This is a genomic window from Lachnoclostridium sp. MSJ-17 (assembly GCF_018918205.1).
In the GTDB taxonomy this organism is placed as follows: Bacteria; Bacillota; Clostridia; order Oscillospirales; family Acutalibacteraceae; genus Ruminococcoides.
The window spans coordinates 1-24,065 of record NZ_JAHLQB010000118.1 but is presented as its reverse complement, the minus strand read 5'-3'; the positions used below and the strand labels follow the sequence as shown (position 1 = coordinate 24,065).

The following is a 24,065-nucleotide window of genomic DNA, read 5'->3' as shown; positions in this document are numbered from 1 at the left end:
AAGCCTCTTACCATGACGGAATGGGCAGTGAGCAAATCGTCAATTGAATACGGATTCAGCTCGTCAAGTCTATCATAAATCTCAAACGCGTTCTGAACCTCCGCGATGTCCTTCGGCGGAGCCAGTACGCGCTTGCCAGACAACACTGCCGTGACTTGCTCTAAGCTCAGCGTGTTCTGCTCGATCGCAAGCGAGGAATAGATCGTTTTTATTCTGTTATTCCTTCTTAACTGCGGTGAGCGCGCGGCTTCCGTCAGTGTTGACATAGAGCCGACGAGCTCAGATATTTCCGCTGTCAGTTTTAAAATTTTCGTGTTAATTTGAAACGGATATTTCTGCATAACGATCACTCCGCTATCAGTATAACATTTCATCTCTCAAAAATCAATTCATCTATCAAATTCTTTTCTGAAAATGAGAGATGAAACCAAAAACGCCTTCCGTCTTTCACTTGACTATTCACTGCGGATTGAGTACAATAAAACCAAGAGAGGAGTTCGCTTTTATGACTGCAACGGAAATTGCTAAACGCAGACGTGCGGAAAAAACCGCATATGCCATTAACAGCATTGAGGGCGTTCCTGTATCTGAAGAAACGAAACGATTATCCTCACAATGGGTTAACGGCGAATTAACGATAGAACAGATTAAAGCGGAACTTGTTAAGAAGTATAAGGCGAAAACAACGTGAAATATGAAGCAAAAGAAAAACGCCTGAGAGCTGTCAAGGTTGCAAAGGCGATTAACAGCATTGAAGGCGTTCCAATTCCCGATGAAACAAATGAGTTTTTTAGACAATGGATCGACGGCGAAATATCCGATGATCAATTAACTGAGGTTATGCTTTCTTTATGCAAAAGGATTTCATACAAGCGTAATTAAGTTCAATATATCGACCACTCATGATTATTTTGAGGGTGAAAAAATGCAGCGCGATTGATTGACTGATGGTTGTTTTATCACTGTTTATCGAACGAATTTCTGCACGGCGTTTCTAACGCTTTTCTAACCGACGTGCAGAAAAAATGCAGAGGCGGTGAATTTTTCACCAATTTTGTCGGCGTTTTTACTAAGTTTAAGAGCTTTTTCGGGGCTAATTAACGTTAATAGTGACTAAAAAATTTCACTTAACAAATCCCCAGAGTAACTCCAAAACCGCGTGCCGAGGGTTCAAGTCACGCTGTCACTCATTACGACTATTTTATTATCCTTATGGGCGCTGATGATTTCAGCCACCCATATGCTTTGGAGTCAAGGTAAATTCCCTTCCACTCGTCCTCGGTAAAGTTGACGGCGCAAATGGGAAACAGCACCCTTTGGTCTTTGACGATCATCTGCTCCGCCTTGTCAATAACGGCGTTGAGGCGTTTTTTCCAATTCTCTCCGCGCTCGGCTTCCTTTGCCAGCGCGGATATTTCGTCTCGGATTTCATCGTCGTCTGTCCACATCAAATCGCTCGGTCCCGCAATATCATACTTCGCTTTCAAAAGCGGATAGAGCAAGTCGCCTTTCTTGGCATAGTGAACCGAGATTCCGCGTATTGCTTCAATCTCGCCGCTTGCTCTGACCTGCTCAATCAGCTCAGAAAGAGCGTTGTTTTCCTGCGTGAATGTGTAAAGCGGATGACCTTTTACTGCGATCAGAGCCGCGGCTTTTTCGTGTTTATTGGTATAATCAGGCTTCAACCGAATCACTCTCCCAATACATCTTTCAGAACTGCCTTTAAGGTATCGGCGGACTTTTTGAGCGCCGCCTTTTCTTCGTTGTTAAGTTCAATCGGAACCTGACCTTCCACGCCCTGCTTTCCGACGATGGCAGGCATACTCAGCGCTACGCCGTTGATTTCTTCACTTGTCTGCATACTGGAAACGGGAAGTATAGATTTTTCATCCCTCACGATTGCCTCGCAGATACGGCGTACCGACATCGCGATGCCGTAGTAAGTGGCTCTTTTCTTCTCGATGATTTCGTAAGCGCTGTTCTTCACGCCCTCGGCGATTTCGCGCATTGCCCTTTGATGCTGATAGTGTCCGCGCATCTCGCAGAATTTATGCAGCGGAACGCCCGAGACATTGGCGCTGCTCCATGCGGCAATTTCACTGTCGCCGTGCTCGCCGATGATGAACGCGTGTATGCTTCTGCTGTCAACGCCGAGGTGCTCGCCGAGCAGATATTTCAGTCTTGCTGTGTCGAGAACCGTACCCGAACCGAACACTCTGTTTGACGGAAAACCGCTGAGCTGCTTTGCGACGTAAGTCAGGATATCAACGGGATTGGCGACGATTAAGAGAATTCCGTTTTTATTGTATTTTGCAATTTCAGGGATAATCGACTTGAAGATCGCGACGTTCTTTTTCACTAAGTCAAGCCTTGTCTCCCCCGGTTTTTGTCCCGCGCCCGCGGTGACGATAACTACCGCAGCGTCACTGATGTCCTCATAGGTGCCCGCGTAAATCTGCATAGGCTTTGAGAAAGGAAGTCCGTGGCTGATGTCAAGAGCCTCGCCCTCGGCTCTGTTTTTGTCCGCGTCAATCAGGACGATTTCCGAGAAAAGGTGGCTTTCCATCAGCGCGAACGCCGAAGCCGACCCTACAAATCCGCAGCCGATAATGGCGGCTTTTCTGCTGTTTATTTCTACCATAGTTATCTCTCCTTATTCTTCAATACTGATCGCTCCGACGGGACAGCCGTCTGCCGCATCCGTCACGCTGATTTTATTTTTGTCCGTGATCTCTCCGATATACGCTGCTGTTCCGCCATCCACTTCAAAAACCTCGGGCGCGATATCAGCACAGAGTCCGCAGCCGATACAGTCGTTTTTATTGATACATACTTTCATAGTAACTCACCCCGATGTCATCAGCAGAGCCATCTTGAATCTGCCGTCAGCCTTAACCCAATGCCTACCGCCTGCAGCGAATTTGAAATTCTCACCCGCTTTGATAGGATGTTCCCTGCCTTCATAGCCAATGACGCCCTCGCCGTCAAGAGCGAAAATCAGCGCTTCGCCCGGCGCGGCGTGCTCAGTAAGTCCCGTGCCTTCGTCAAAGCTCATAATGACGAACTTCATCTTCTCGTTATGGGCTACGTCCATATTGATGATTTTGCCTTCCTGATAGGGTAATAATTCCGCGAGCTTGAAAACCTCTCCTGCTTTTACTTCATTATTCATGGTGTTCCTCCTGATAGATATTTCTGTATAAATTGCTTTTGCGTCTGTTCTCATTCCTACGGGAGTGTCGGTCGGCGTGAGGATACAATCACCCTTTTCAAGTGTGAATACTTCCTTGTCTGTATAGACCTCCAAATCGCCCTCGTGGAGCAGAATCAGCTTATGATAACCGTAAAGCTCCGCGCTGATGTCGGTGTCCTGAGCAAGCGAGAAATAGGAGATATAATCCGTGCCGTTATCATACACGGCTTTTGAAATCGTACAGCCTGCCACAGGCTGATTGTCCTCTGCGATACTGAATACCGCGCCTGTTTTTTCTTTCATTTACATCACCTTGACATCGGGGTTTTTCTCGCCGAATTTTTCGGTTAATACCTCTGCGATTTCAGCGCGAGTTTTGCCCTTGTTTTCCATATTCTTGATGGTCTTATAGGCAGCGAACAAGGTAGACGGTCCGATTTCAGAGCTGAAATAGCCGATTCCCTGATTCCACGCCAACAGCTCAAACACATCATCGAGAGCTGCGGAATCAAGTCCGTGGATATACGCTTTGACTAGCTCTCTTGTCGCCTGCCGCATTCTGCCCGCGCCGACAGCGTTTGTCAGTGAAAGCAGGAGACGGATTTCATAAGGCAGACGACGTTTTCTGTCATTCCACGTTACGTCCCAGAACTGAACGGCAACCTTGCCGAGCTCCTCGTCGATCAGCGGCATATTGGTGAGCGCCGCGGGCCGCATCGGAATATCGCCGTTATCCTGCTTCTGCTCCGTGCGGTAGAAATAAGCGTGAAACTCATTTTCACTGACCTGCTCGGTATAATGCTCAAAGCCCAGACCTTCCATCACCTCGTAAAGCGGAATCGGGTCAAAGCTCTGTACGATTTCCAAGCCGTTTCCGACCTTCGTGTTTACGGCGTGCTTTTTAATTCCTTGGAAAAAGTTGCCTTGAATTTCTCTGACATCTATCTTTTTAAAATCTTCGGTTTTGTTTTGCCAAGCTTTATAGCTCATTACGTTGCCCTCCTTTTTCTTTTCTGATTATAGTGTAAACCATTCTTCTCAAAATATCTGTTGCCACAGCAACATTTCTATGATATTATTTTAGTGAGGTGAATTTACTATGATTACCAATAAAGACTACCTGTTATCCATCAGGAAATGCTATTTATTTGACAACATTAAGGATGAACAGCTTGCCGACGCGATTAAGCTTCTGAACGGACGTATCAAAAAAATCGAAAAGGATGATTTCATTGTTCAGCTCGGCGGCGAATTACCAAGTGCGGGACTGCTTTTGAAGGGAAGAATTGAAAGCTCTTTTCAGAACGAAAACTTCGATCAGATCACAATGCACTCATTCTGCGGCGGTTACCTTTTCGGCGAAGCACTCGTAATTAATAACGCAAAAAACAGCCCTGTGCAAGTCAGGGCTGTCGAGGATTGCATTGTTTTGTTTATTGATCTGAGTGTTATTTATCATTCGGATATTCAGTCGCCGATTCGTGTTATTCTCTCCGAAAACCTTATCAAAAGCCTTGCGCGCAAAAACCTGATTCTGAATCAGAAAGTGAGAATCCTAAGCCGCAAAAGCCTGCGTGAAAGGATCCTGTTTTATCTCGGTACTCTGCCAAAGGATAAGAACGGCTATGTGAAAATCCCGTTCAACAAAACTGTCCTCGCAGAATACCTCGGCGTAAACCGCAGCGCACTCTCCCGTGAGCTCGGCAGAATGCAGGATGAAGGAATTCTTATAGCAGACGGCAGAAAAATGAAAACGCTTATCCGATAGATCGGCAGTGCATAAAAGAACGCTGCCCGTTCTATCAAAAAGAATCGGTAAAGGAGTTTTGCAAATGAAGGGAATTATCCTTTTATCAAAACCATTCCGAAAGAAATAAAAAGGTGGAAACTGCTATGAAAAATAAAGGGAATACGCAAATTGAATCCTTTGAAATCATTACGCTGCACATAAGCGGCATGCGTTATTCTGTCGATTATGAAATCGTTATGAAAGGCGATGTTGCCGAGGTGTCTCAGTATCAAATCCGGCACCGCTATCCGGAAAATGAGCGCATCCTTGAAAAGCGGGTATTGGTCAGTAACGTTACAATGCTGTCGCTGCTCAACGAGTGTAAGCTGCTCTTATGGGACGGCTTTCACGGCAAACATCCTCGCGGCGTTCTGGACGGAACGATGTTTTCGCTCTACGCAGTTGTCAACGGCGACAAAAAAATAAGAGCCGACGGCTCACAGAATTTTCCGAAGCATTACAGAGATTTCACGGACGGACTCTATAAAATGCTTAATGGGTTTGAAACGAGGTAATATCATGTCTGTTGAAAAGGTAAAAGAGTATTTTAAGCAATACGGAATAAAAGACAGAATTGAGGAATTTGAGGTATCGAGCGCAACGGTTGAGCTTGCCTCAAAGGCTTTGAATTGCGAGCCTTGCAGAATTGCCAAGACGCTGTCATTTATGGTGAATGGCAACCCGATTCTTATCGTCACCGCCGGAGACGTCAAAATCGACAACAAAAAATACAAAGCGCAGTTTGGAGCAAAAGCAAAAATGCTCAAAGCAGATGAAGTGACGCAGTTAATCGGTTATTCGGTCGGCGGTGTTTGTCCCTTTGCGATAAATGACGGTGTCAAAGTTTATCTGGACGAATCGCTCAGGAGATTTCAAACTGTCTTTCCTGCCTGCGGAAGTAGCAACAGCGCTATCGAACTAACACTGCCTGAGCTCGAAAAATACTCGCAGTATGTGGCTTGGGTAGATGTCAGCAAAAGCCAATTATGAAAGGTTAACATTTCTCAAAAATTCTCCGCAACAGACAACCGGAGCTTGGCATAACACAGAAACAGATCACGCTTAAACCCGTTTGAGTTAATGCCGTTCAGTACTGATGAATAAAGCAGCAAAACCCGCTTTCTGCGTAATATCAGAAAGCGGATTTTAACAATATGGTTTCAGATAAATACATACTGAGTCCGACAACATCTGATTTATCCTTCCTTCATCGCCTTGCGGATCCTGCTCAGTGATTCGGGGGTGATTCCGAGGTAGGTGGCGATGTGCTTTTGCGGCACACGTTCGCAGAGCATCGGGAAAAGCCTTCTGAAATGCAGGTACCTCTCCGTCGCGTTCTCAACGAGGAAGCCGTTCTCGCGGTACATTTTGTAGCGCAAGCCTTCCTCCAGCAGCTGAATCCAAAGAGTTTTTAAATCCTCGCTGCTCATGATAAGCGACTTGAAATCCTTTACGTTGAAAAGCATCAGCGTGGATTCTTCTATCGGCTCCCACACGCAGATATATTCCTCATAGCCCATCACGCCCTCGTCCATACACAAGCCGCCGTTTATGCCAAAGCCGCGTGTGATGTCGTTGCCGTCGACGTCGATATAATAGCCGCGCACCAGTCCGTCAAGCACAATCGCGACGGAATCTGCCCTGTCGCCGATACTCTTAATGACAGACCCTTTCGGATAAACCCTGAACCGTGCAAGCTCTACGGCTTTTCTCAGCACATCATCCTCAAAGGTGAGATCATTCTCCGCAGAGAGCCTTTTCAGTTGTCTGATAATGGATTCTTTATTCATTTAATTCACTCCGCTCATAACAAGCAACCAGATAATTCCCGCCAGATTCGTGCCGCCGTGCGCTATCATGGAGGAAATCATGTGACGGCTCTTTTTGTAAGCCCAAATCCAGATAAAGCCCACAATCAGCGAAAAACCGAAGTTGTACCAATCGAGCATGGCGAACATCAGATTAAAAAGCAACAACGCGTTCGTTTTTCCGAGAACCGTTTCCGCGAAACGCTTTGCAAAACCCCTAAAATAAATCTCCTTGCAAATGCCGCTGACGAAAACGAGCGCAATGATTTTTATAACGGTCGTACCAACGGACGTGTCGGTATCGACAAAGGCAAGCTCTGTTCTGCCGGCGGCAAAAACAAAAGCATATCCAAGACTCACCATGAGAGATGCCGCCAATGCCGCGAGTCCGAACAGAATATCCCTGCCAAGCGTTTTCTTCTCTGCGATTTCCTTTTTCAGGCTGATTCCGTTTTGCCTGTACAGCAGGATTGCCGAAGGCAGAAGAATGATATTCACCAGAATCAGGATCAGACAGTAGACGTTCGGATTCGCCATGGCGAAGCTAGCGATGTCAAAAATATTCATTCCCGGCTTGCTGCCCATGAAAGCCATGATGACCTCAAAACCTGCGGCGAAAAAGGTAAGTGCGGTGGTGATCGTGACGGCTGTTTTTGCGTTTTTGATATTTGTTTCTTTCATCGGTATCGACCTCCTGAAAGAAAGCATATCACCAATCGCCGCAAAACGCATTGATGTATGTTAAGAAGAATTGCTTATTTAAGTACGTCCCGGTATTCCTCTCTGCCTGACATCAATTATTCTGCACACGAGCAAAGCGGCACGATCTTCGCATTTCTGGAACAGGCGGCTTCTATCTACTTCAAAACAAGTTTTTTGCGATTCCCCTTCCGCCGTACTCGGGATCAACACCGGTGCGCGTTATTGTCCGGATGTTGCCCGAGACGCTGATTTCACACACACCGACTTGCTTCCCGCCAATGGTTGCAGCGCTGCGAAGGTTTCCTGACCAGTGTACCGTAAAAATCTATAAAAATTGCTTTTGTTTTCTTATTTTGCCTCATATTCATTCATAATTTATACTGCATAAAGTTATCGTTCTTTTTAAAGCCGAAATCAGAGTATAAAAGCACTCCCATATCGGAAGCGGTGATTTGAACGGTTCCGCACCCTTGCTCTCCGGCTTCGTCAACTACCTTTGAGAGCAATGTTTTTGCGATCCCTTTTCTTCGATAGTTCGGATCGGTAAACATACTTGACAGCAATCCGATTTTACCGCTTGGGCATCCGAAATAAGGCGGTTTTTCCACGATAGACATTCCGCTTGTACCAATGATTCTGTCTTTATCCAAAGCAAGCCACGATACAAAAGTACCGTCTGACAAATGACGTAAATAGTAGTCTCTCAGAGCAGGTTCAAGGTCGATATCCTCTTTTGCTCCTTCTTCACGCAACTGATCGATACGCATTTTAATAAACACGTCAAGGTCATCCACAGTTAATTTTCTATACGTGATATTCATAGTCACCTCGTATTATTTTACATACTAAAGATTAATGCGTCATGATTTCAATGACAGGATCGTCAAAAACCTATACTTTCACCCTGCCGCTGATCGGGAAGGTGATCATCGAAAACGTATCCGAAATCCACGCCGAACAGAACGGGAACTCTAAAACAGGGAGATATTTTTAATTAAGCTCATGGCAATTATTTCCTTTTTCATTTTATAAAATTCTATCATAAAACCATTAATATAGCAATAGCCGCCAATCAGGAGATTATCCCGCTTGACGGCTGCGCTTATTAGGTGTATTATTCCTTTTCGCTTTCTTCAATCACACCGTAAACATCATCTACGTAATAATAACCCGAAAACGGATTAAAGATTGCCGTACATAGTTTGCCGTCGTAACGCGCCAGGCAATGATTGTTGTCCGTAGCTTCAGACGCAGCTTCCTCAATACCTTCATCAAAAGCCTGTTCTTCGTTTTCCATGTATTTCAACATTTCAGCCATAATACTTTTCCTCTTTCTTAAAATGTAAACGTTATTTCGCCGTCGCCGCCGAATGTTTTCTCAGTTTTGAGAATTCCTGCTATATAAAATACCCTCAGTGAAAAATCACTAAGGGCATAAAAAATAGCCTATGCTTTTCCGAAATAAAAAAAGCACAAAGATACGCTTACCCTTGTGGGAACTATTCCGAGCATAGGCTCCTGTTAAATTGTCGTCCGGACGCACTTCACAATCCGAACCATTCTGTTCTAAGCATCTCAGCGAGAGGAACATTACCCGACAAATCCGTGTGACAAGTCGGATTTCTCACGTTGCAAACCAAAGCCTGCACGTCATTAGCTGTCAGCGTTCACCAAAGGCGAATCCGACCGATACTTTTACCGGCGCCAAACCGAACTAATCATTGCGATTAGAAAATATATATTCGGACTACGTATTTATTACAATTCCTAATTATGGATTTGTCAAGCGTAAAAGAAAAGGCGTCACATTTGATTGACGTCTTTTCAATAAGTTACGCAATTAACTTGTTTTCCTTATAGCATAGAGCAATATAACTTCTCGGCTGATAATAAAAGTCACTGTTATAGTCGCTGATACCATCGCTGACCCAAGACTGATAAACCTTGATGACATGGCTGATCAAATCATCATCTGTCAGTGTATCCGCAATCAATCGCTGATACACCTTTCCGATTGTCCAGTGGTCGGGTATCAAATAACGGCATTTAGCCACGTTATCAAAATCACCGTCAGGAATATTCAGAAACTCAATATATTCATCTGCAACTTTTTCAATCGGTTCACAATGCAGAATTTCCGCCTGACGGTAAATCCTGTCGAGGTTTTTTACACCGAGAGCGTTAACGACCTCTTTCCTTGTCAGCTTCTGCTTTCTGCCAATTACCTCGATCAAGCTGCAAAGATAAAACAGATCAGATTGATTAATCATTAGAAACCTCCTTGCTCCCGATAAAGCGAAGTGTATTTAAGGCTTTTGCTGTATTGAAACAGATTTGATGCGTCGGATGCTTAAACCTTGCCAATTCCCAAAACGCTTCTCTGGAAATCCTGCCATCTATAAAATCTTCAACATAGTTAAATATTGTATCATTCGCCATTGGTCCCTCAACAATATCAAAACTATGCGGTTTTCCGTTTCTGCAAGCAGCAATGAAGTCTAACCATTCCTCCGTCATTTCAGAGAACGACAAAACCTTCAAAGAATCATCCGGCATATATTCATACTGATTAATAATACCGCTTCCCGTAATTCTGGTTGCCCAGCGAAGTGCTTGGGGCTCATACAACGTACAATAAAACCCAAAGTAAAAATCCTTATTATACTTTGCTTTCAGAATCTTCGGTTCTCTTACGATTTCCTTGCTTCCGTGATATAGAATCATTCTTATCACCTTCCATTCCATCTATATTTTAACGTAATTTCTTAATAAAATCAACCATATTAGAATAATTGTTTTCAAGCCAAACAAAAGCAAGCAGTGAACAGGACTTTTCGGCGCTATTCACCGCTTATATTATTAACTGAGTTTTGCTTTTTTCTACGCCTTCTGATCTTGCCTATTATCCTTCGGCAGCCTTGCGTAGGCGTTGGTGGCGTAGCACGCCGCAAAGTACGCTTCGATATGCGCTTTTAGGGAGAGAGCTTATAAATTAATGGCTATGCACAACCAAGTCACAAGCGAGATGAAACATTTCGGAATATGAAACGTACTTCGGGCGGGTTAAAAATCATGGGTACCTCTGATTTTTTATCCGCTCAGTGTCCGTTGGGATTTGAAGGCAAAAGTTATGATCGCGGCATAAAACCTATTACAATTTTGTAAATCAGCAACAAAAAAATAGCACAATACTTGACATTAAAAATTAAATAGAATATAATCATAACAGCAGCTAAAACACTGCTAATCAATATTATATTCAGGAGGATATAACAATGAAAACAGGCAACAAGGTACTTGGTATCGTAGCTATCGTTCTCGGCGCTTTCGCGATTGTAACATTCTATGTTCCCTTTTTCAACATAGTTTCCCTCATCGCTGCTATCGTCGGTCTGGTTCTTGCGATCCTGTCCAAAAAGAGCTTCAAGGAAGCCGGACAGACCTCTCCCGTTCCCACAGTTGGTCTTGTTCTTTCCATCGTAGGTCTCGTACTTGCGTTCATCGGCTTCCTCACCTGCACCGTTTGCACCGCTTGCGTTGCTTCCGACCCCGAGGTTCAGAAGGCAATCGAGAGCGCTGCTCAGAGCGCTGCTTCCGCTGCTGCTCAATAAGCAAAATAAAACTTATAAACAATCTACAGTCAGCCTGTGGCTGGCTGTATTGTTTTATCAAGGAGTTATCAGATGTTTCCTTCTTTTCACATCTTCAGCTGGGAGGTCGGCACCTACGGAATTATGGTCGTGCTCGGGGCTTTTGCCTGTACTTTTGTCGGAAGCAGGCTCATTAAACGCTTCGGCCGCGATATCTACGACTTCCTGCTGATTCTTTTGTCAATCGGCGCGGGCATTTTTATCGGCGCTCATATCGTTTACGGTATCACCCACCTCGATATAATCATCGGGGCGTTCCGGAATATCGGCACGCTCTGGTTCGACAAGTTCCGCGACGTCATTATTTACGCTATCGGCGGCATGGTGTTCTACGGCGGCTTTCTCGGCGGTATCGCGGCAATCGGAGTATATTGTAAGTTTGATAAGAAAATCAAGGCGAGGAACCTGCTCGATATCTACGCTGTTCTCACTCCCCTGTTTCACGTTTTCGGAAGAATCGGCTGCTTTCTCGGCGGCTGCTGCTACGGAATTGAATCTCCGTTCGGCTTCACCGTTCACGGCAACACTGTAAACCCTGAGATCAACGACGTCAACCGCCTTCCGGTTCAGCTCTTTGAATCGGCGCTGAACCTGCTGATTTTCCTGTTCATACTCTATCTGTTCAGGAAATCAATTATGACGGACAAGCTGCTTTTCGTTTATATGCTCGTCTATCCCGTTATACGTTTCACTCTTGAGTTTTTCAGGGGCGACGAGATCCGCGGCTTTTTGTTCGGACTGTCGACCTCGCAGTGGATAAGTATTCTGCTTTTTGTTACCGCGGTTATCGGTCTTACAATTTGTCATTTCAAAAAAAAGCCTGTCACTGAGTAATCGGTGCGGGCTTTTTTCTCTTGCAAAAAAAATCAGAATGTGATATTATATATTAGTCAATATGAATAAAAAGGAGCTTTGATATGGAAGGCTTTAACGAACAGGTTGTCAAAAGAGTAAATAAGGCAAAGCAATTGATAATCAAAATCATTTCTGTAATTATCCTGATTATGATCCCGTTTGCCGGCGCCGGACTCGCTATTCTGACTCACATTCAGTACATCTTTATGGTGAGCATCTTTCTTTTTCTGGGCGGTATCTACGGTGTATGGTACGTTTTTTCGCAGCAAAAGGTTGAGTACGAATACTCCGTCGCGGGTAACGACCTCGATATTTCGAAGATCATCTCACTGAGAAAACGCAAGGCTGTATGCCGCGTGCCTATCAATGAAATCACCGAGCTGACAAAGGACGAAAAAGTTATCGATAAAATGCGGTTTACAAAGACTTTTATTGCTGCTCACGACATCGACTCTAAGGACGAGAACTACTACGCGGCATTCAACAGTCCCGCGTTCGGAAAGTGCCTGCTGATTTTTACGCCTAACGAGAACATTCTTGAGGGCATGAAGTCGCACCTCGACAAGCATCTCGTCATAAAGCTTTTCTATCAAAAGAATAACTACTGATATGGAACTGACGGACAGGAACATTCTCAGGCGCGCGATTCCAGAACGTCCCGACGACGCGAATAAAGGCACTATGGGCACTCTGCTCAGCATTTGCGGCTGCTATGGAATGGCAGGTGCAGCCATGCTCGAGACAAAAGCGGCTCTGAGAATGGGCATCGGACTGAACAAATGCGCGCTGCCGAAAAGCATCTACCCTATCGTTGCTCAGAGGATTCCCGAGAGCGTTTATCTTCCGCTCGCTGAGACTTCTGACGGTAAAATAAGCTCGGATAATATCGGTTATCTGCTGAGTGAAGCGAACAGATGCAATGCGGTAGTGATTGGCTGCGGACTTTCGGTTTGTGAGGACACAAAGCGGCTTGTTAATTCTTTTATAGAAAATTACGACAAATATTTGCTGCTTGACGCGGACGCTCTCAACTGCATAGCGGACAACCCCGGAATTCTGAAAAAATCGAAGTCAAAGATAGTCATTACCCCACACCCCGGAGAATTCGCGAGACTTATCGGTTCAAGCCCCTATGATGTCAACGCGGACAGAGAAAAGCTCTCGGCAAGGTTTGCAAAGGAATACGGTGTAATCACTGTATTAAAAGGCGCCGGTACGGTTATCGCTTCGCCCGAAGGCAGGGTTCTTGTCAACCACACCGGCAACAGCGGTATGGCGACAGGCGGAAGCGGAGACGTGCTCGCAGGTATGGCGGGCGCTCTGCTGGCAGAAGGCGCTGAACCGTTTGACGCGGCTGCCGCTGCGGTTTATCTGCACGGGCTATCGGGAGATATCGCGGCGGAAAAGCTCGGAAAAATTTCTATGCTGCCGTCAGATTTGATCGAATGCATTCCCGGGGCGCTCAGAAAATGCGGAGTGTCATGATAAAAAAATACGGACATATAATGCACAAGGAGGTGTCTTATGACAAAATCTTTGAAAGCATTATGTGTCCTTTTTTTCGCGGTTATTCTGCTCGCGGGCTGCAGGGGCGCAGAACACGCGGAGCTTGTGACGGATTTCAAAGCGGACTTCACCGCCTGCTACCGCGGACAGGAGCTTGAAGGCAGCGTTACATACAACAGACAGGGCAGGATGAACATGCGGCTGAGCTCTCCCGGGACGCTTGACGGCTTGTCGATCGGCTGCAGCGACGGTGAACTTCGCCTGAGCAAGGACGGAATGCAGTGTACTGCCGATGAAGCTTATCTGCCATCTACCTCGCTGCCCGCAGGACTGAAAAATGTCCTCGACGAAATCTGCCGCGAACAGGAAAACGGACGTCTTGTTCTGAATGACGGCAAGGCGGCGGTCGGAGACTGGAAGCTTACTGCCGGCGAAAACGGATTTATCGTCTCGCTCGAATGCCCGGACGGAAAAATAGAATTTATTAATGCCGCCGGGCTTTGATTTCTCACACATTTCACGCCGTAAAATATTATGTAATAACTGAATAAAGCAAAACCCGGCTGTCAAAAATATTAATACAAGCCGGGAGCGGCAAAAAATTTTTGGAGCGTGAAAAACCTTGATTATTCGTCGCGGAGATATATATTACGCGGATCTAAGCCCCGTGGTCGGCTCAGAACAGGGCGGTATCCGTCCGGTGCTGATTGTGCAGAACAACGTCGGAAACCGTTTCAGCCCCACCGTTATCGCGGCGGCTATCACAAGCCAGCAGTCAAAGGCAAAGCTGCCGACGCACATACCGCTGCACGCGGATACATCCGGTCTGTCAAAGGACAGCGTCGTGCTGCTCGAGCAGGTGCGAACCATCGATAAACGCAGGCTCAAAGAAAAAATGGGCACCGTCGACGCGCGTTCGATGAACGCTATTGACAATGCAATTTCAATTTCCTTCGGCTTGCAGGGATAATATAACAGGGAAACGGAGAACCGTTTCCCTGATTTTTTATGCGTTGAGCGCCTTGAGCAAGGCGTCGGTTTTATCTGTCTTTTCCCAGCTCACATCCAAATCCTCGCGGCCGATATGACCGTAAGCCGCCAAGGGTCTGTACTTTGTCTCTGTAAGACCGAGCTGACGGATGATCGAATTGGGACGGCAGTCAAATACCTTGCCGACTGCCTCGCTGAGAGCCTCGTCGCTGTATTCGGACGTGCCGAAGGTATCGATCAGAATGGACACAGGCTTCGCTACGCCGATTGCGTAGGCGAGCTGAACCTCGCAGCGTTTTGCAAGCTTCGCGGCGACGATATTCTTTGCGATGTAACGCGCGTAGTACGCCGCGCTGCGGTCGACCTTTGTCGGGTCCTTGCCGCTGAACGCTCCGCCGCCGTGGCGGGAATATCCGCCATAGGTGTCGACAATGATTTTTCTTCCGGTAAGACCCGCGTCGCCGACAGGACCGCCGATTACAAATCTTCCGGTGGGGTTGACAAAGAACTTGGTATTTGAATCGAGGAGCGACTCAGGGATCACGGGCTTGATTACGTATTCGATCATATCCTCGCGGATCTGCTCTGTCGTCACGTCATCGTCGTGCTGAGTGGAAACTACTACGGTATCTACCCTTACAGCCTTGTCGCCGTCATATTCAACGGTGACCTGAGTCTTTCCGTCGGGACGGAGATACGGAAGCGTGCCGTTCTTCCTGACCTCGGTGAGCTTCTTGGCAAGCTTATGGGCAAGAGAAATGGGAAGCGGCATGAGCTCCTCGGTCTCGTCGCACGCATAGCCGAACATAATGCCCTGATCTCCCGCGCCGATCCGGTTGTCAGCGTCGTTTTCGCCGTCACGGAGCTCATAGCTCTCGTTGACGCCCATAGCGATATCGGGCGACTGCGCGTCCATTGAAACGAGCACCGCGCAGCTGCTGCCGTCGAAGCCGTACTCCGGGTTGTCGTAGCCGATTTCCCTGATAACATCGCGGGCTACCGCGGCGATATCGACCTTGGCTGTGGTGGATATCTCGCCCATGATATGGACAACGCCGGTAGTTACCGTGGTCTCGCAGGCTACGTGAGCGTTTTTGTCCTGCTCCAGGATTTTATCGAGAACCGCGTCTGAAACGCAGTCGCATACCTTGTCGGGATGTCCCTCTGTTACGGACTCCGAGGAAAATAATCTTCTTGCCATTTTAATCACTCCAATAAAAAAATAAGCGCCCTTCTTCCGAAAGGCGGCAAAATTAACTCATCTTCCGGTTAAACCGCAGGATTTAGCACCTTGCCTTATGGCAGGTTGCCGGACTTCACAGGGCCTGTCCCTCCGTCACTCTTGATAAGGTTTATATTCAACTGTCGATTATTATACTCCGATAGCAATAAAAATGCAAGTCTTTTTTTATTTTTCGTTGATATGCGGCAAGGAATATGATAAAATGAATGCAAATTTGGAAATATGGAGGATTAATATGGTTTTTGATATTAAAAACGAGAAAAGCGAGGATATTCCGAACTTCAAGGGCGGTGAAAAATTTTTCCGCGCAAAAATGCACTATGACGGCATGAACCGCTTTTTACACGGCACGCTCGTTCCCGGCGCGACAATCGGCGAGCACCTGCACGACACAAACAGCGAGATCATTTATTTTCTCAGCGGTAAGGGAAGTGTGATTTACGACGGACAGCGGCTTGCGGTCGAGGCAGGTCAGTGTCACTACTGTCCTAAGGGTCACTCGCACAGTCTTGTCAACGACGGAGACGAGAAGCTTGTGTTCTTCGCCGTAGTTCCCAATCAATAAGCAAACGGCTGCCTCAACCGAAGCAGCCGTGATTTTTTTATTCGGCAAGCGCCTTTTGGAGCAGAGTGGCGTCGACGATATTTACCTGACCGTCGCCGTTGAGGTCGCCGCAGCGGATCTGGGCTTTATTGAAGTCGATCATCTTCGCGGTGTATTTCTGGACAGCGGTAACGTCGGAAATATCCATATAGCCGGATTGGTCACAGTCACCAATTGTAAGACCGCCGATATAGCTTCCTGAGCTGCCGCCGCCTCCGCCGTAGCGAACGCTTCCGTCCTGATGTAATTCGTAACAGAATGACGTAGTGTATTTAACAGGAACGCCGGGCTTGGTCGAAATATAGATCTGAACCATACCGTCCTTGTCGGGTACGACGTGGTTGATAGCACCGCCGCTGTAAATAAGCAGAGCGGAAGAAAAGCGGTTGCCGTTCGCGTCCGCAGCTTCCTCCTTGAAGGTGTACTTATGGTTGCCGTAATCGGAAATTTTTTCAGTGTGCGTGCCGTTTGTATTGAAATAGCTCGAAAAATCCGAGAGCTTGATTTTTACGCATTCGTATTTGCCGGCGCTGTTGCTCAGGTCGATGTACGGCGCGCTTCCGCCGATGCCGCCTGCGCCCAATTTGAGCCAAGTCTCGGTTTTGAATTCTTTTTTACCGAGATTGAAGGTCTGAGGATGATTGAAAAAATCAGCGAACTTAATTGTTGTATAATCCTTGTCGGATTTATAGACCTTTACGGAAGCCTTTGAGTTCGAGGGAACATTGTAGTTGTAAGCGGTCAGAATCCCGTCCTGCTGAGAGGTTTTGCTCACGTGCTTGATCGTCGGGTCGTCGCTTACAGCCTGTACGGACAAGCCCGAAACAGAACAGGTCACAAGCGCAGCCGCCGTGAGGATAATGGCAGAAATCTTTTTTAACATAAAACCAGCCTTTCGTTTTTCCATATGATTTATGCTTTTGCTTTCTGTCTTTATTATATATTATCAGCCGGTTTTTTACAATTCGCCATTTAGAGAACATTGACAAAATAGTCACTAATTTTTTGTTTAAAAAAGAAAAAGCGGTTAACCCGCCCTTTCTGTTATTCAAAATATTTTTCGGTGTGGAAGCACGGCATATAGCTGAGCTTAAAGAGGTTTTTGCGGTGACGGTCGTCGATGTTTTTCTTTATCTCCTCGTCGTCGATCTCGCCCGTCCTGATATAGCGGTCTAGCACCGCGTAGGTGAATCCGAGGTTGTCCTCGTCGGTCTTGCCGCAGAGTCCGTCGATCGGAACCTTGTCGATCAGTACGTCGGGAAGTCCGCAAAGTCTGCCAATCTGCTTCATCTCATCAACCGTGAGGAACGAGCACGGGCTGAAATCTCCCGCCTGATCGCCGTAGCGTGTGGAATAGCCAACCCAGTCCTCTGAGAGATTGCAGGTATTGGCGACACGTCCGTTGTGGCTCTGAGCGACGGCGTACAGCGTAGTCATGCGGATCCTCGGAGGAATGTTCGTGAGCGTCTGCGCAGAAGGCGTAAACGGAAGCGAGTTTATCACTCCGTCAACCGCGTCCTTCACGTTGATAACGTAATGCTTTATTCCGAGGTGGTTGACAAGAAGCTGCGCCATATCGATATCGGCCTGCACGCCGTTAGGCATGAGAACGCCGATGACTCTTTCCTTGCCGAGAGCCTCAACGCACAAGGCGGCGACGATAGAGCTGTCCTTTCCGCCCGAAATTCCTACGACCGCGTTGCACCCGGGGCCGTTTTCCTCAAAAAACTTGCGTATCCATTCAATACAATCCTGTTTTACTATTGCTGCGTCAAACATCGAATTCCTCCCGTTTTTAATATGTTCCAAATTTGTTAAATTATGAAAGCTGTAAGAAATTAATAAGAAATACCCAGCTCAGTCCGTAGTAGGTAACCACGGCTACAAGGTCGTTGATCGTGGTGATCAGCGGACCCGAAGCTACAGCGGGGTCGATCTTGATTTTTTTGAAAAATATCGGAATCAGTGTGCCTACCGCGCTCGAAACCGCCATGGCGATCAGCAGTGCAAGTCCGATACACCCCGACACCGAAAAGGCAAACTGGATATCCTTACCCTTGAACAGCATAATATACAAGCCGACAAACAGCACGGATATCACGCCGAGGATAATACCGTTTGAAAATCCAACCCTTGTTTCCTTTGCGACGAGCTTGAACTTCTGCCCTACGCTGAGGTTTTCGTCCATAAGCACGCGTATCGTTACCGCAAGCGACTGGGTACCGACGTTACCAGCCATATCGAGAATAAGCGACTGGAAAGCCATGATCATTGTCAGCTGCGCGACGACTCTTTCAAACGCGCCGACCACGGTTGATACGATAATGCCCAGACCAAGCAGAGCAAGCAGCCACGGCAGACGCTTTTTGATGCTCTGAAAAAGAGGCTCGTGCAAGTCCTCCTCGGCGGTCAGACCACCGAGCTTTGCGTAGTCCTCGCCCATCTCGTCATCGATTACCTCAATGACGTTCTGCGCGGTGATTACTCCGAGAAAGCGGTTGTTGTTGTCGAGTACGGGTATAGACGCCTCGGAATAATTCTTGAGCTGCTCGATACAGTCGTCGATCGTCTCCTGCGCGTATAGGTACGGGAAGGAAGTGACGGTGATCGAATCAAGAGTATCATTCCTGCGCGCTGTAATCAGATCTCTCAGGTCGATCGCTCCGCTGAACTCGCCTGTTTCATCGGTTACAAATATGGTGGAGATATTGTCGTTTTCCTCAGCCTGACTGATAAGCTCGTTCATCGCCTGAGGTACTGTGAGAGTATCAAGGATAACAACGCAGTTCGTCGTCATTCGGCTGCCGATCTCGTCCTCGTCAAAGGACGCGATCAGCCGGATATCGCTGCGTATCTCGGGTGAGAGCGAATCGATGATAAGCGAGCGCTTCTCCTTCTGGATTTCTCTGAGGATACTCGCCGCAGAGTCTGTTTCGAGCATGGATACGACTGCGGACGCCTTTTTCAGATCCATCTCGTTCAGGTATGTTCCCGCGTCATCCTCCTCAAGATGCTCGAGCGCGTCGGCGAGCATTTCGGCGGAACAGATACGGTACAGCTTCTTCCGCTCCTGAGAATTGAGGTTCTCCATAACCTGCGCTACGTCGCTTCCGTGATAGTCCTCAAGCATTCCCTGAGCGGTTTTCGGCGAGTAGCTTCCGCGTATGATGCGTATAATTTCGTTTTCGTAGTCGGGACGCTCTGTCAGCATCGTCTCAACTGTCTTGTTGTATATTTCATTTGCCATTGTTTGACCCCCGTTCTTTTGATATTAACAATAGAAACGGACAAACAGAAAACCTCTGCGCGCATGCCGCACAGAGGCTGAAAAATCAATACTCAGTGTAATAAAGCGACGAACAGGAAAGCGTCCGTGTGATAGATACTGAATGAATTTTCGCTTCTGCCCGACCCATGACTATCGCTGCTTGTCACTTTAATCACCTCTTTTTATTTGAATTTTTGCTTATAAATTATACCACGTTATATACGTAAAGTCAACCGACCTATTTGACGACAATGCTCTGCTGACCCATCTGCTCGTAGCGCTTTTTTACAAGGTCTTTTTTGAAAACAGATATTTTTCCGGCGGTGGAGTCGGCAAAGTAGTAGCTGTCCTTGTCGTAGCCGATAAGCACCAGACAGTGCTCGTGCATATACCACGAAAACGTATCGCCGAGTTTTGTCTTGGCGTTCTCGTCAACGTAATTTACTATCCATGTCGTGAATACATACGGCTCGTCCATATCGGTTGTCGCCCAGACCATGACCGGAACTCCCTTTGAAACGTACTCGTCGACAAGATCCTCAAGCGGCACGTTTTCCATATTATACGCCTTAAGATTTGATTTCTGGTCTTTGAGGTAATTGTTCATGCTCTTTGCCATTGAGGGAGCGTACACACCCCAGCCGCCGTATGCCGTACCGGCAAAAGCGCTGTACAGATCGGGTCCGTAATTGTCGCCGCCTTCTTCTTCTCCCATATACACAAACTGACAATTAAGATAATTATCAGCAATCGTATGCTCGTCCAAATCAAAGCCCAGCATATTGAGAAGCATGGTGCAGGCGTAGGTTTCGCAGCCCGCCTTCAAATCATCCTGCTTGATGACCTTGACATTCTCGTCAATAATATACTTCTCCGGCACGGTCGTCGTCTCTACAACAGGCTCTGAGGTTGCCGCAGTGGTTTCCTGCGTGTCAGACGTGCATTTATTGACCGATATCAGTATACAAATAATAATAAGAAACAAAATTATCGCCAATAAAACAGACAGAATAATAAGCTGACGTTTTTTTCTGTTATACCTCATAATACCACTTACCCTCTTTCTTCTTGATTATACCATAAATTCTTTTTCATGTCACGCAAAAGATAAGGATTTGAAAAAAAATAAAAAAAATTCAGGAATGATAAAGACAAACGGATATATTTGTGATACAATATACTCAGTATGATTTCGAAAGGAACGATATTTATGAAAAAGCACCTTACAGCAGTTGTGATCATTCTTGCGGCTTTACTTTCCGCAATCAGCTTTTGCTCATGCACCGGCAAGCATAATTCCGACGTTTCCGCTTCCACTCAGTCTGACAGCGGAGCCGCCGACACAAGTCAGAGTATTGTCGGAACCTGGGCGCTTCAGCTTTACGGAGATGAATACACCTACACCTTCAATCCCGACGGCACCGGCGTTTATAATGCTGCGGGCAAAATCATGAACCTGACCTACACAACCAAGGACGGCATTTACTACGAGACCTTTGAGGGAAGCACTGCCGCAGTGAAACGTCCCTACCGCATCGAGAACAACCAGTTCATTGTTGAGGACTCCTACGGAGAGGAAATCGTATACACCAAAAAATAACATTCAAAAATGCGCTGACGCTGTCAGTGTGTTTATCATGTGAAAACAACATGATTGTTTACGGAAACAATGCGGCCTAATGTTGACAAAAAGAATTTATGAATCTATAATTATTGCGTAAACTTGAATTTTTGCGTTAACTTAAGCAAGGAGTTGATTTTATGAAGAAAAAAAATATTACTATATTAGCCGTTGCGGCGATGGCTGTTCTCACCGCTTCGGTATTCGCGGCGTGCGGTGAAGGCGATAAAAACAGCGAGGCGACAACCTCGCCGTCAAGCACCTCTGTTCAGCCTACCACCGCTAAGGGAACCCAGCCTAAAACCACCGTTCCCACAACTGCGGGCAGCGAGGATTATCAGGACAACAACTACAACTCAGCGGCAGACCAGCAGGGGTATAACAACAGCGAGAACAGCGCTTATAATTCCGACGTACAGTCAAGCGCTGAGGATAACGCCAATGAGTCTTCGAACTCAAGCCCGCAGTCAAGCGAGGAGAACAACGGCGACAAAGGCTCTGATTACCCCGAGATTCCCGGTGAAGGCGAGATCGTTATTCACGGCGACCCGAGTTATGTGGGAACCGACTGATTATTTTTCTGATACAGAAAAAAGGGACTGTAAATACAGTCCCTTTTCTTTTTTTACCCTCGGCTGTAATACAGCAGACACATCAGACTGACGCCCAAGAATGCCCCGACGAAGGTGCCGATGATGATGCCCAAAAGCATTTTTGACCTCCTGACCTAAAATGACAAGGTTTATTACCTTTATATGCGATAATTAATACGGTGGTGATTTAAATGAAAACCGTATATATCGACGTATTGGTTACGGTAAATATCTTTGTCGATTTCTTTCTTATCCTGTGCACGCAAAAGCTGCTCAATATCAGGGCAAAGCTGCTCAGAGTCATTTTCGGGAGTCTTGCGGGCGGAGTATTCAGTCTTGCCGCCCTGCTCCCGCCGATGCCCTTCGGATTGAATTTTCTCACGGATCTGCTCTCTGCAGCGGCGCTGATCATCATAGCCTTCGGTTTTTCGTCTCCGAAGGTATTTTTAAGACGCGCTGCGGTATACTTCGCCCTGTCGTTTACCTTCTGCGGGGTCATGATATTTGTTTATAACACTTTTCATCCCGCGGGTATGGAGATTTACAACGATACCGTATACTTTAATATATCCCCTTTTCTGCTGATTATTCTTTCTCTTGTCTGTTATTATATTATGAAATTGATAAAAAGACTGACGAAGGGTGTATGCGGAAAAAGAGTATGTCAGATAGAAATCGAGCTCAATGATGATGTTACCGCCTTTTCTGCCGCGGTCGATACAGGATGCAACGTAAAGGAACCGTTTTCGGGCGATTATGTCATCATAGCCGAGGACTCAATTCTACGCGATCTGCACCTCACAGATGATAAAATGAGAGTGATTCCTTTTGGCAGCCTCGGAGGTAACGGCTTCATCAGGGGATATCGGGTCAGCAGATTAAAAATCGACGGAAGGGAGTCTGAGCATGATGTGTATCTCGGCGTTTGCGAGAACGTATTGAAGGGTGAAATCAAGGCGCTTGTGCCGTATGAAATAACTGAAGGTGAGGTAATATGATGCTGAGAATAATCAGTAAAATCAAAATGCTTTTCTTAAGTGAAAACGAAATCTTTTACATCAACGGCAGCGAGACGCTTCCGCCGCCGCTGAGCCGCGCGGAGGAAACGGAGATTATGAAACGGATTTCCGCCGGTGAATACAGCGCACGCGAGCTACTGATCGTACATAATCTCCGTCTGGTGGTTTACATCGCTAAAAAATTCGAGTCTCCTGCCGCCGGCGCCGAGGATCTGATCTCTATCGGCACGATCGGGCTGATAAAGGCTGTCAACACCTTCTCTCCCGAAAAAAACATCAAGCTCGCGACCTACGCTTCGCGCTGCATAGAAAACGAAATACTTATGTTCCTGCGCAAATCCTCTCAGCTGAAAAACGAGATTTCGATCGACGAGCCGCTGAACACAGACTACGACGGAAACGAGCTGCTGCTCTGCGATATCCTCGGGAGCGACCCCGACGAGGTCAACAACAACCTCGAAACCGAGCTGGAGCATAACCTTGTTCTCGACGCGGTGTCGCGGCTCAATCCGCGGGAATGCCGGATAATGGAGCTGAGGTTCGGGCTGAACGGAAAAAAGGAGCATACCCAGAAGCAGGTCGCGGATAAGCTGGGTATTTCGCAGTCGTATATCTCGCGTCTGGAAAAGAAAATAATCCGTCAGCTCAGGGAGGAGCTTGAAAAGGCGGTATAATGTAAAAGCGGTGGCTGCCCACCGCTTTCTTAGGGAGCCTCTAATAATTCCGTGCTTATGCGCGGCTGGGAATTTTTAGAGGTTCCCATTACATAGTTGTGTCGTCCATTGTTGTCATTTCGGTGTTATCGGCAGCCGAATCGCTCGAAGGCTGAGTCTCGTTGCCGATAACGCCGTCGTCATCGCTTACGTTGCCGTTGGTATTGCCGGCGATATCGCTGACCGCGTTTGACGCGCCGCTGCCGACGTCGTCAACTATTCTTCCGGCGCCCGAAACTGCGTCGGAAGCTGTCTGTGAGACAGTTGAAGCGGCGTTATTGGCCATATTGCAGCCGCAGCCCGTCATCGCGGAGGCGGAAATCACTGCCGCGCAGGCAATGGCAAATAATTTTTTCATATCTGTTCATCCTCTGATAAAAAATGGTGCCGCATATCGCGACACCATTATTATCTGCAATAATTAAATTTTTATGATGTTATTTTTTGACAACTATATGAGGATAAGGAATCGTTATGCCGTTCTCGTCAAACGCGTTCTTGACCTGCTCCT

34 protein-coding genes, 1 pseudogene and 1 riboswitch are annotated in these 24,065 nt (G+C 46.8%); of the genes and pseudogenes, 16 read left to right on the top strand and 19 right to left on the bottom strand.

The features are described from left to right. Positions 1-266 (bottom strand): annotated as a pseudogene (locus KQI64_RS09845) (Fic family protein); the annotation flags it as partial. A gap of 239 nt (positions 267-505) precedes the next feature. On the opposite strand from KQI64_RS09845, the gene KQI64_RS09840 reads away from it, so the two are divergent. Both KQI64_RS09840 and KQI64_RS09835 read left to right on the top strand, forming a co-directional pair. Then, positions 506-691 (top strand): antitoxin VbhA family protein, encoded by a 186-nt coding sequence (locus KQI64_RS09840; protein WP_216524588.1) that lies wholly within the window; start codon positions 506-508, stop codon positions 689-691. Continuing rightward, positions 688-882, top strand: coding sequence for an antitoxin VbhA family protein (locus KQI64_RS09835; protein WP_216524587.1), 195 nt, complete (start codon positions 688-690; stop codon positions 880-882). Before KQI64_RS09840 ends, KQI64_RS09835 begins: the two co-directional genes overlap by 4 nt. A gap of 314 nt (positions 883-1,196) precedes the next feature. On the opposite strand, the gene KQI64_RS09830 is transcribed toward KQI64_RS09835, so the two are convergent. From KQI64_RS09830 to KQI64_RS09810, 5 genes are read right to left on the bottom strand one after another with little or no spacing between them, the layout of a single operon-like run. After that, positions 1,197-1,685 (bottom strand): hemerythrin domain-containing protein, encoded by a 489-nt coding sequence (locus KQI64_RS09830; protein ID WP_253289262.1) that lies wholly within the window; start codon positions 1,683-1,685, stop codon positions 1,197-1,199. A 5-nt stretch (positions 1,686-1,690) separates the two neighbouring features. Next, positions 1,691-2,641, bottom strand: coding sequence for an L-lactate dehydrogenase (locus KQI64_RS09825; protein ID WP_216524586.1), 951 nt, complete (start codon positions 2,639-2,641; stop codon positions 1,691-1,693). A 12-nt stretch (positions 2,642-2,653) separates the two neighbouring features. Continuing rightward, complete coding sequence (locus KQI64_RS09820) at positions 2,654-2,839, bottom strand: ferredoxin (protein ID WP_216524585.1); 186 nt, start codon at positions 2,837-2,839, stop codon at positions 2,654-2,656. A 6-nt stretch (positions 2,840-2,845) separates the two neighbouring features. Further along, the gene (locus KQI64_RS09815) at positions 2,846-3,496 is read right to left on the bottom strand and encodes a cupin domain-containing protein (protein WP_216524584.1); all 651 of its coding nucleotides are present in this window, start codon (positions 3,494-3,496) and stop codon (positions 2,846-2,848) included. Next, positions 3,497-4,183 (bottom strand): DUF2249 domain-containing protein, encoded by a 687-nt coding sequence (locus tag KQI64_RS09810; protein WP_216524583.1) that lies wholly within the window; start codon positions 4,181-4,183, stop codon positions 3,497-3,499. 109 nt (positions 4,184-4,292) lie between these two features. Between KQI64_RS09810 and KQI64_RS09805 the strand changes: the two genes are divergently transcribed. The 3 genes from KQI64_RS09805 to KQI64_RS09795 all read left to right on the top strand — a co-directional run bounded on the left by KQI64_RS09805 (position 4,293) and on the right by KQI64_RS09795 (position 5,972). After that, positions 4,293-4,961 carry a Crp/Fnr family transcriptional regulator gene (locus KQI64_RS09805; RefSeq protein WP_216524582.1) on the top strand — a complete coding sequence of 223 codons (669 nt, stop codon included), beginning with the start codon at positions 4,293-4,295 and terminating at the stop codon, positions 4,959-4,961. 125 nt (positions 4,962-5,086) lie between these two features. Further along, a complete protein-coding gene (locus KQI64_RS09800; protein WP_216524581.1) occupies positions 5,087-5,497 on the top strand; it encodes a hypothetical protein in 411 nt (136 codons plus the stop codon). A gap of 4 nt (positions 5,498-5,501) precedes the next feature. Further along, a complete protein-coding gene (locus KQI64_RS09795; protein WP_216524580.1) occupies positions 5,502-5,972 on the top strand; it encodes a YbaK/EbsC family protein in 471 nt (156 codons plus the stop codon). Positions 5,973-6,178: 206 nt separating this feature from the next. On the opposite strand, the gene KQI64_RS09790 is transcribed toward KQI64_RS09795, so the two are convergent. The 6 genes from KQI64_RS09790 to KQI64_RS09765 form a co-directional block, all read right to left on the bottom strand. Then, on the bottom strand, positions 6,179-6,772 hold the full coding sequence (locus KQI64_RS09790; RefSeq protein WP_216524579.1) for a Crp/Fnr family transcriptional regulator: 594 nt from the start codon (positions 6,770-6,772) through the stop codon (positions 6,179-6,181). Continuing rightward, positions 6,773-7,471, bottom strand: a complete 699-nt coding sequence (locus KQI64_RS09785; protein ID WP_216524578.1) for a CPBP family intramembrane glutamic endopeptidase — start codon at positions 7,469-7,471, stop codon at positions 6,773-6,775. A gap of 389 nt (positions 7,472-7,860) precedes the next feature. Continuing rightward, positions 7,861-8,313 (bottom strand): GNAT family N-acetyltransferase, encoded by a 453-nt coding sequence (locus tag KQI64_RS09780; protein ID WP_216524577.1) that lies wholly within the window; start codon positions 8,311-8,313, stop codon positions 7,861-7,863. A 293-nt stretch (positions 8,314-8,606) separates the two neighbouring features. After that, positions 8,607-8,810 (bottom strand): hypothetical protein, encoded by a 204-nt coding sequence (locus KQI64_RS09775; RefSeq protein ID WP_216524576.1) that lies wholly within the window; start codon positions 8,808-8,810, stop codon positions 8,607-8,609. Between the two features lie 514 nt (positions 8,811-9,324). Continuing rightward, the gene (locus KQI64_RS09770) at positions 9,325-9,762 is read right to left on the bottom strand and encodes a hypothetical protein (RefSeq protein ID WP_216524575.1); all 438 of its coding nucleotides are present in this window, start codon (positions 9,760-9,762) and stop codon (positions 9,325-9,327) included. Then, entirely contained in the window at positions 9,755-10,216 is a 462-nt protein-coding gene (locus tag KQI64_RS09765) for a DUF3990 domain-containing protein (RefSeq protein ID WP_216524574.1), read from the bottom strand. The genes KQI64_RS09770 and KQI64_RS09765 overlap by 8 nt, the downstream gene beginning before the upstream one ends. A 551-nt stretch (positions 10,217-10,767) precedes the next feature. Here KQI64_RS09765 and KQI64_RS09760 point away from each other — a divergent pair. The 6 genes from KQI64_RS09760 to KQI64_RS09735 all read left to right on the top strand — a co-directional run bounded on the left by KQI64_RS09760 (position 10,768) and on the right by KQI64_RS09735 (position 14,473). Then, positions 10,768-11,103 carry a hypothetical protein gene (locus tag KQI64_RS09760; protein WP_216524573.1) on the top strand — a complete coding sequence of 112 codons (336 nt, stop codon included), beginning with the start codon at positions 10,768-10,770 and terminating at the stop codon, positions 11,101-11,103. Positions 11,104-11,175: 72 nt separating this feature from the next. Next, a complete protein-coding gene (locus tag KQI64_RS09755; RefSeq protein ID WP_216524572.1) occupies positions 11,176-11,976 on the top strand; it encodes a prolipoprotein diacylglyceryl transferase in 801 nt (266 codons plus the stop codon). 83 nt (positions 11,977-12,059) lie between these two features. After that, positions 12,060-12,605 (top strand): DUF6106 family protein, encoded by a 546-nt coding sequence (locus KQI64_RS09750; protein ID WP_216524571.1) that lies wholly within the window; start codon positions 12,060-12,062, stop codon positions 12,603-12,605. 1 nt (position 12,606) lies between these two features. Then, the gene (locus tag KQI64_RS09745) at positions 12,607-13,482 is read left to right on the top strand and encodes an NAD(P)H-hydrate dehydratase (RefSeq protein ID WP_216524570.1); all 876 of its coding nucleotides are present in this window, start codon (positions 12,607-12,609) and stop codon (positions 13,480-13,482) included. 39 nt (positions 13,483-13,521) lie between these two features. Next, complete coding sequence (locus tag KQI64_RS09740; RefSeq protein ID WP_216524569.1) at positions 13,522-14,007, top strand: hypothetical protein; 486 nt, start codon at positions 13,522-13,524, stop codon at positions 14,005-14,007. Between the two features lie 118 nt (positions 14,008-14,125). Continuing rightward, positions 14,126-14,473: a type II toxin-antitoxin system PemK/MazF family toxin gene (locus KQI64_RS09735; protein ID WP_216524568.1), complete on the top strand. Its 348-nt coding sequence runs from the start codon at positions 14,126-14,128 to the stop codon at positions 14,471-14,473. A 36-nt stretch (positions 14,474-14,509) separates the two neighbouring features. Here KQI64_RS09735 and metK read toward each other — a convergent pair whose 3' ends face one another. Further along, positions 14,510-15,694, bottom strand: a complete 1,185-nt coding sequence (metK, locus tag KQI64_RS09730; protein ID WP_216524567.1) for a methionine adenosyltransferase — start codon at positions 15,692-15,694, stop codon at positions 14,510-14,512. Positions 15,695-15,748: 54 nt separating this feature from the next. Further along, positions 15,749-15,845: riboswitch (SAM riboswitch) on the bottom strand. A 126-nt stretch (positions 15,846-15,971) separates the two neighbouring features. On the opposite strand from metK, the gene KQI64_RS09725 reads away from it, so the two are divergent. Beyond that, positions 15,972-16,301: a cupin domain-containing protein gene (locus tag KQI64_RS09725; RefSeq protein WP_216524566.1), complete on the top strand. Its 330-nt coding sequence runs from the start codon at positions 15,972-15,974 to the stop codon at positions 16,299-16,301. A gap of 37 nt (positions 16,302-16,338) precedes the next feature. Here KQI64_RS09725 and KQI64_RS09720 read toward each other — a convergent pair whose 3' ends face one another. From KQI64_RS09720 to KQI64_RS09705, 4 genes are all read right to left on the bottom strand, one after another. After that, complete coding sequence (locus tag KQI64_RS09720; protein WP_216524565.1) at positions 16,339-17,223, bottom strand: dockerin type I repeat-containing protein; 885 nt, start codon at positions 17,221-17,223, stop codon at positions 16,339-16,341. Between the two features lie 161 nt (positions 17,224-17,384). Continuing rightward, positions 17,385-18,119 carry an NAD(+) synthase gene (gene nadE / locus KQI64_RS09715; RefSeq protein WP_216524564.1) on the bottom strand — a complete coding sequence of 245 codons (735 nt, stop codon included), beginning with the start codon at positions 18,117-18,119 and terminating at the stop codon, positions 17,385-17,387. A 40-nt stretch (positions 18,120-18,159) separates the two neighbouring features. Further along, complete coding sequence (gene mgtE, locus KQI64_RS09710; RefSeq protein ID WP_216524563.1) at positions 18,160-19,587, bottom strand: magnesium transporter; 1,428 nt, start codon at positions 19,585-19,587, stop codon at positions 18,160-18,162. Positions 19,588-19,846: 259 nt separating this feature from the next. After that, positions 19,847-20,653 (bottom strand): C39 family peptidase, encoded by an 807-nt coding sequence (locus KQI64_RS09705; RefSeq protein ID WP_216524562.1) that lies wholly within the window; start codon positions 20,651-20,653, stop codon positions 19,847-19,849. A gap of 165 nt (positions 20,654-20,818) precedes the next feature. Here KQI64_RS09705 and KQI64_RS09700 point away from each other — a divergent pair, with 165 nt between their 5' ends. Further along, a complete protein-coding gene (locus KQI64_RS09700; RefSeq protein WP_216524561.1) occupies positions 20,819-21,208 on the top strand; it encodes a DUF5640 domain-containing protein in 390 nt (129 codons plus the stop codon). A 161-nt stretch (positions 21,209-21,369) separates the two neighbouring features. Then, a complete protein-coding gene (locus tag KQI64_RS09695; RefSeq protein ID WP_216524560.1) occupies positions 21,370-21,801 on the top strand; it encodes a hypothetical protein in 432 nt (143 codons plus the stop codon). A 53-nt stretch (positions 21,802-21,854) separates the two neighbouring features. Here KQI64_RS09695 and KQI64_RS10795 read toward each other — a convergent pair whose 3' ends face one another. Next, entirely contained in the window at positions 21,855-21,941 is an 87-nt protein-coding gene (locus KQI64_RS10795; RefSeq protein ID WP_216524589.1) for a DUF3789 domain-containing protein, read from the bottom strand. A 72-nt stretch (positions 21,942-22,013) separates the two neighbouring features. Between KQI64_RS10795 and KQI64_RS09685 the strand changes: the two genes are divergently transcribed. Together KQI64_RS09685 and sigE are read left to right on the top strand one after the other, a co-directional pair. After that, the gene (locus KQI64_RS09685) at positions 22,014-22,820 is read left to right on the top strand and encodes a sigma-E processing peptidase SpoIIGA (protein WP_216524559.1); all 807 of its coding nucleotides are present in this window, start codon (positions 22,014-22,016) and stop codon (positions 22,818-22,820) included. Then, the gene (sigE, locus tag KQI64_RS09680; RefSeq protein ID WP_216524558.1) at positions 22,817-23,515 is read left to right on the top strand and encodes an RNA polymerase sporulation sigma factor SigE; all 699 of its coding nucleotides are present in this window, start codon (positions 22,817-22,819) and stop codon (positions 23,513-23,515) included. The genes KQI64_RS09685 and sigE overlap by 4 nt, the downstream gene beginning before the upstream one ends. A gap of 88 nt (positions 23,516-23,603) precedes the next feature. Here sigE and KQI64_RS09675 read toward each other — a convergent pair whose 3' ends face one another. Next, positions 23,604-23,912 carry a hypothetical protein gene (locus KQI64_RS09675; protein ID WP_216524557.1) on the bottom strand — a complete coding sequence of 103 codons (309 nt, stop codon included), beginning with the start codon at positions 23,910-23,912 and terminating at the stop codon, positions 23,604-23,606. Between the last annotated feature and the right edge of the window lie 153 nt (positions 23,913-24,065).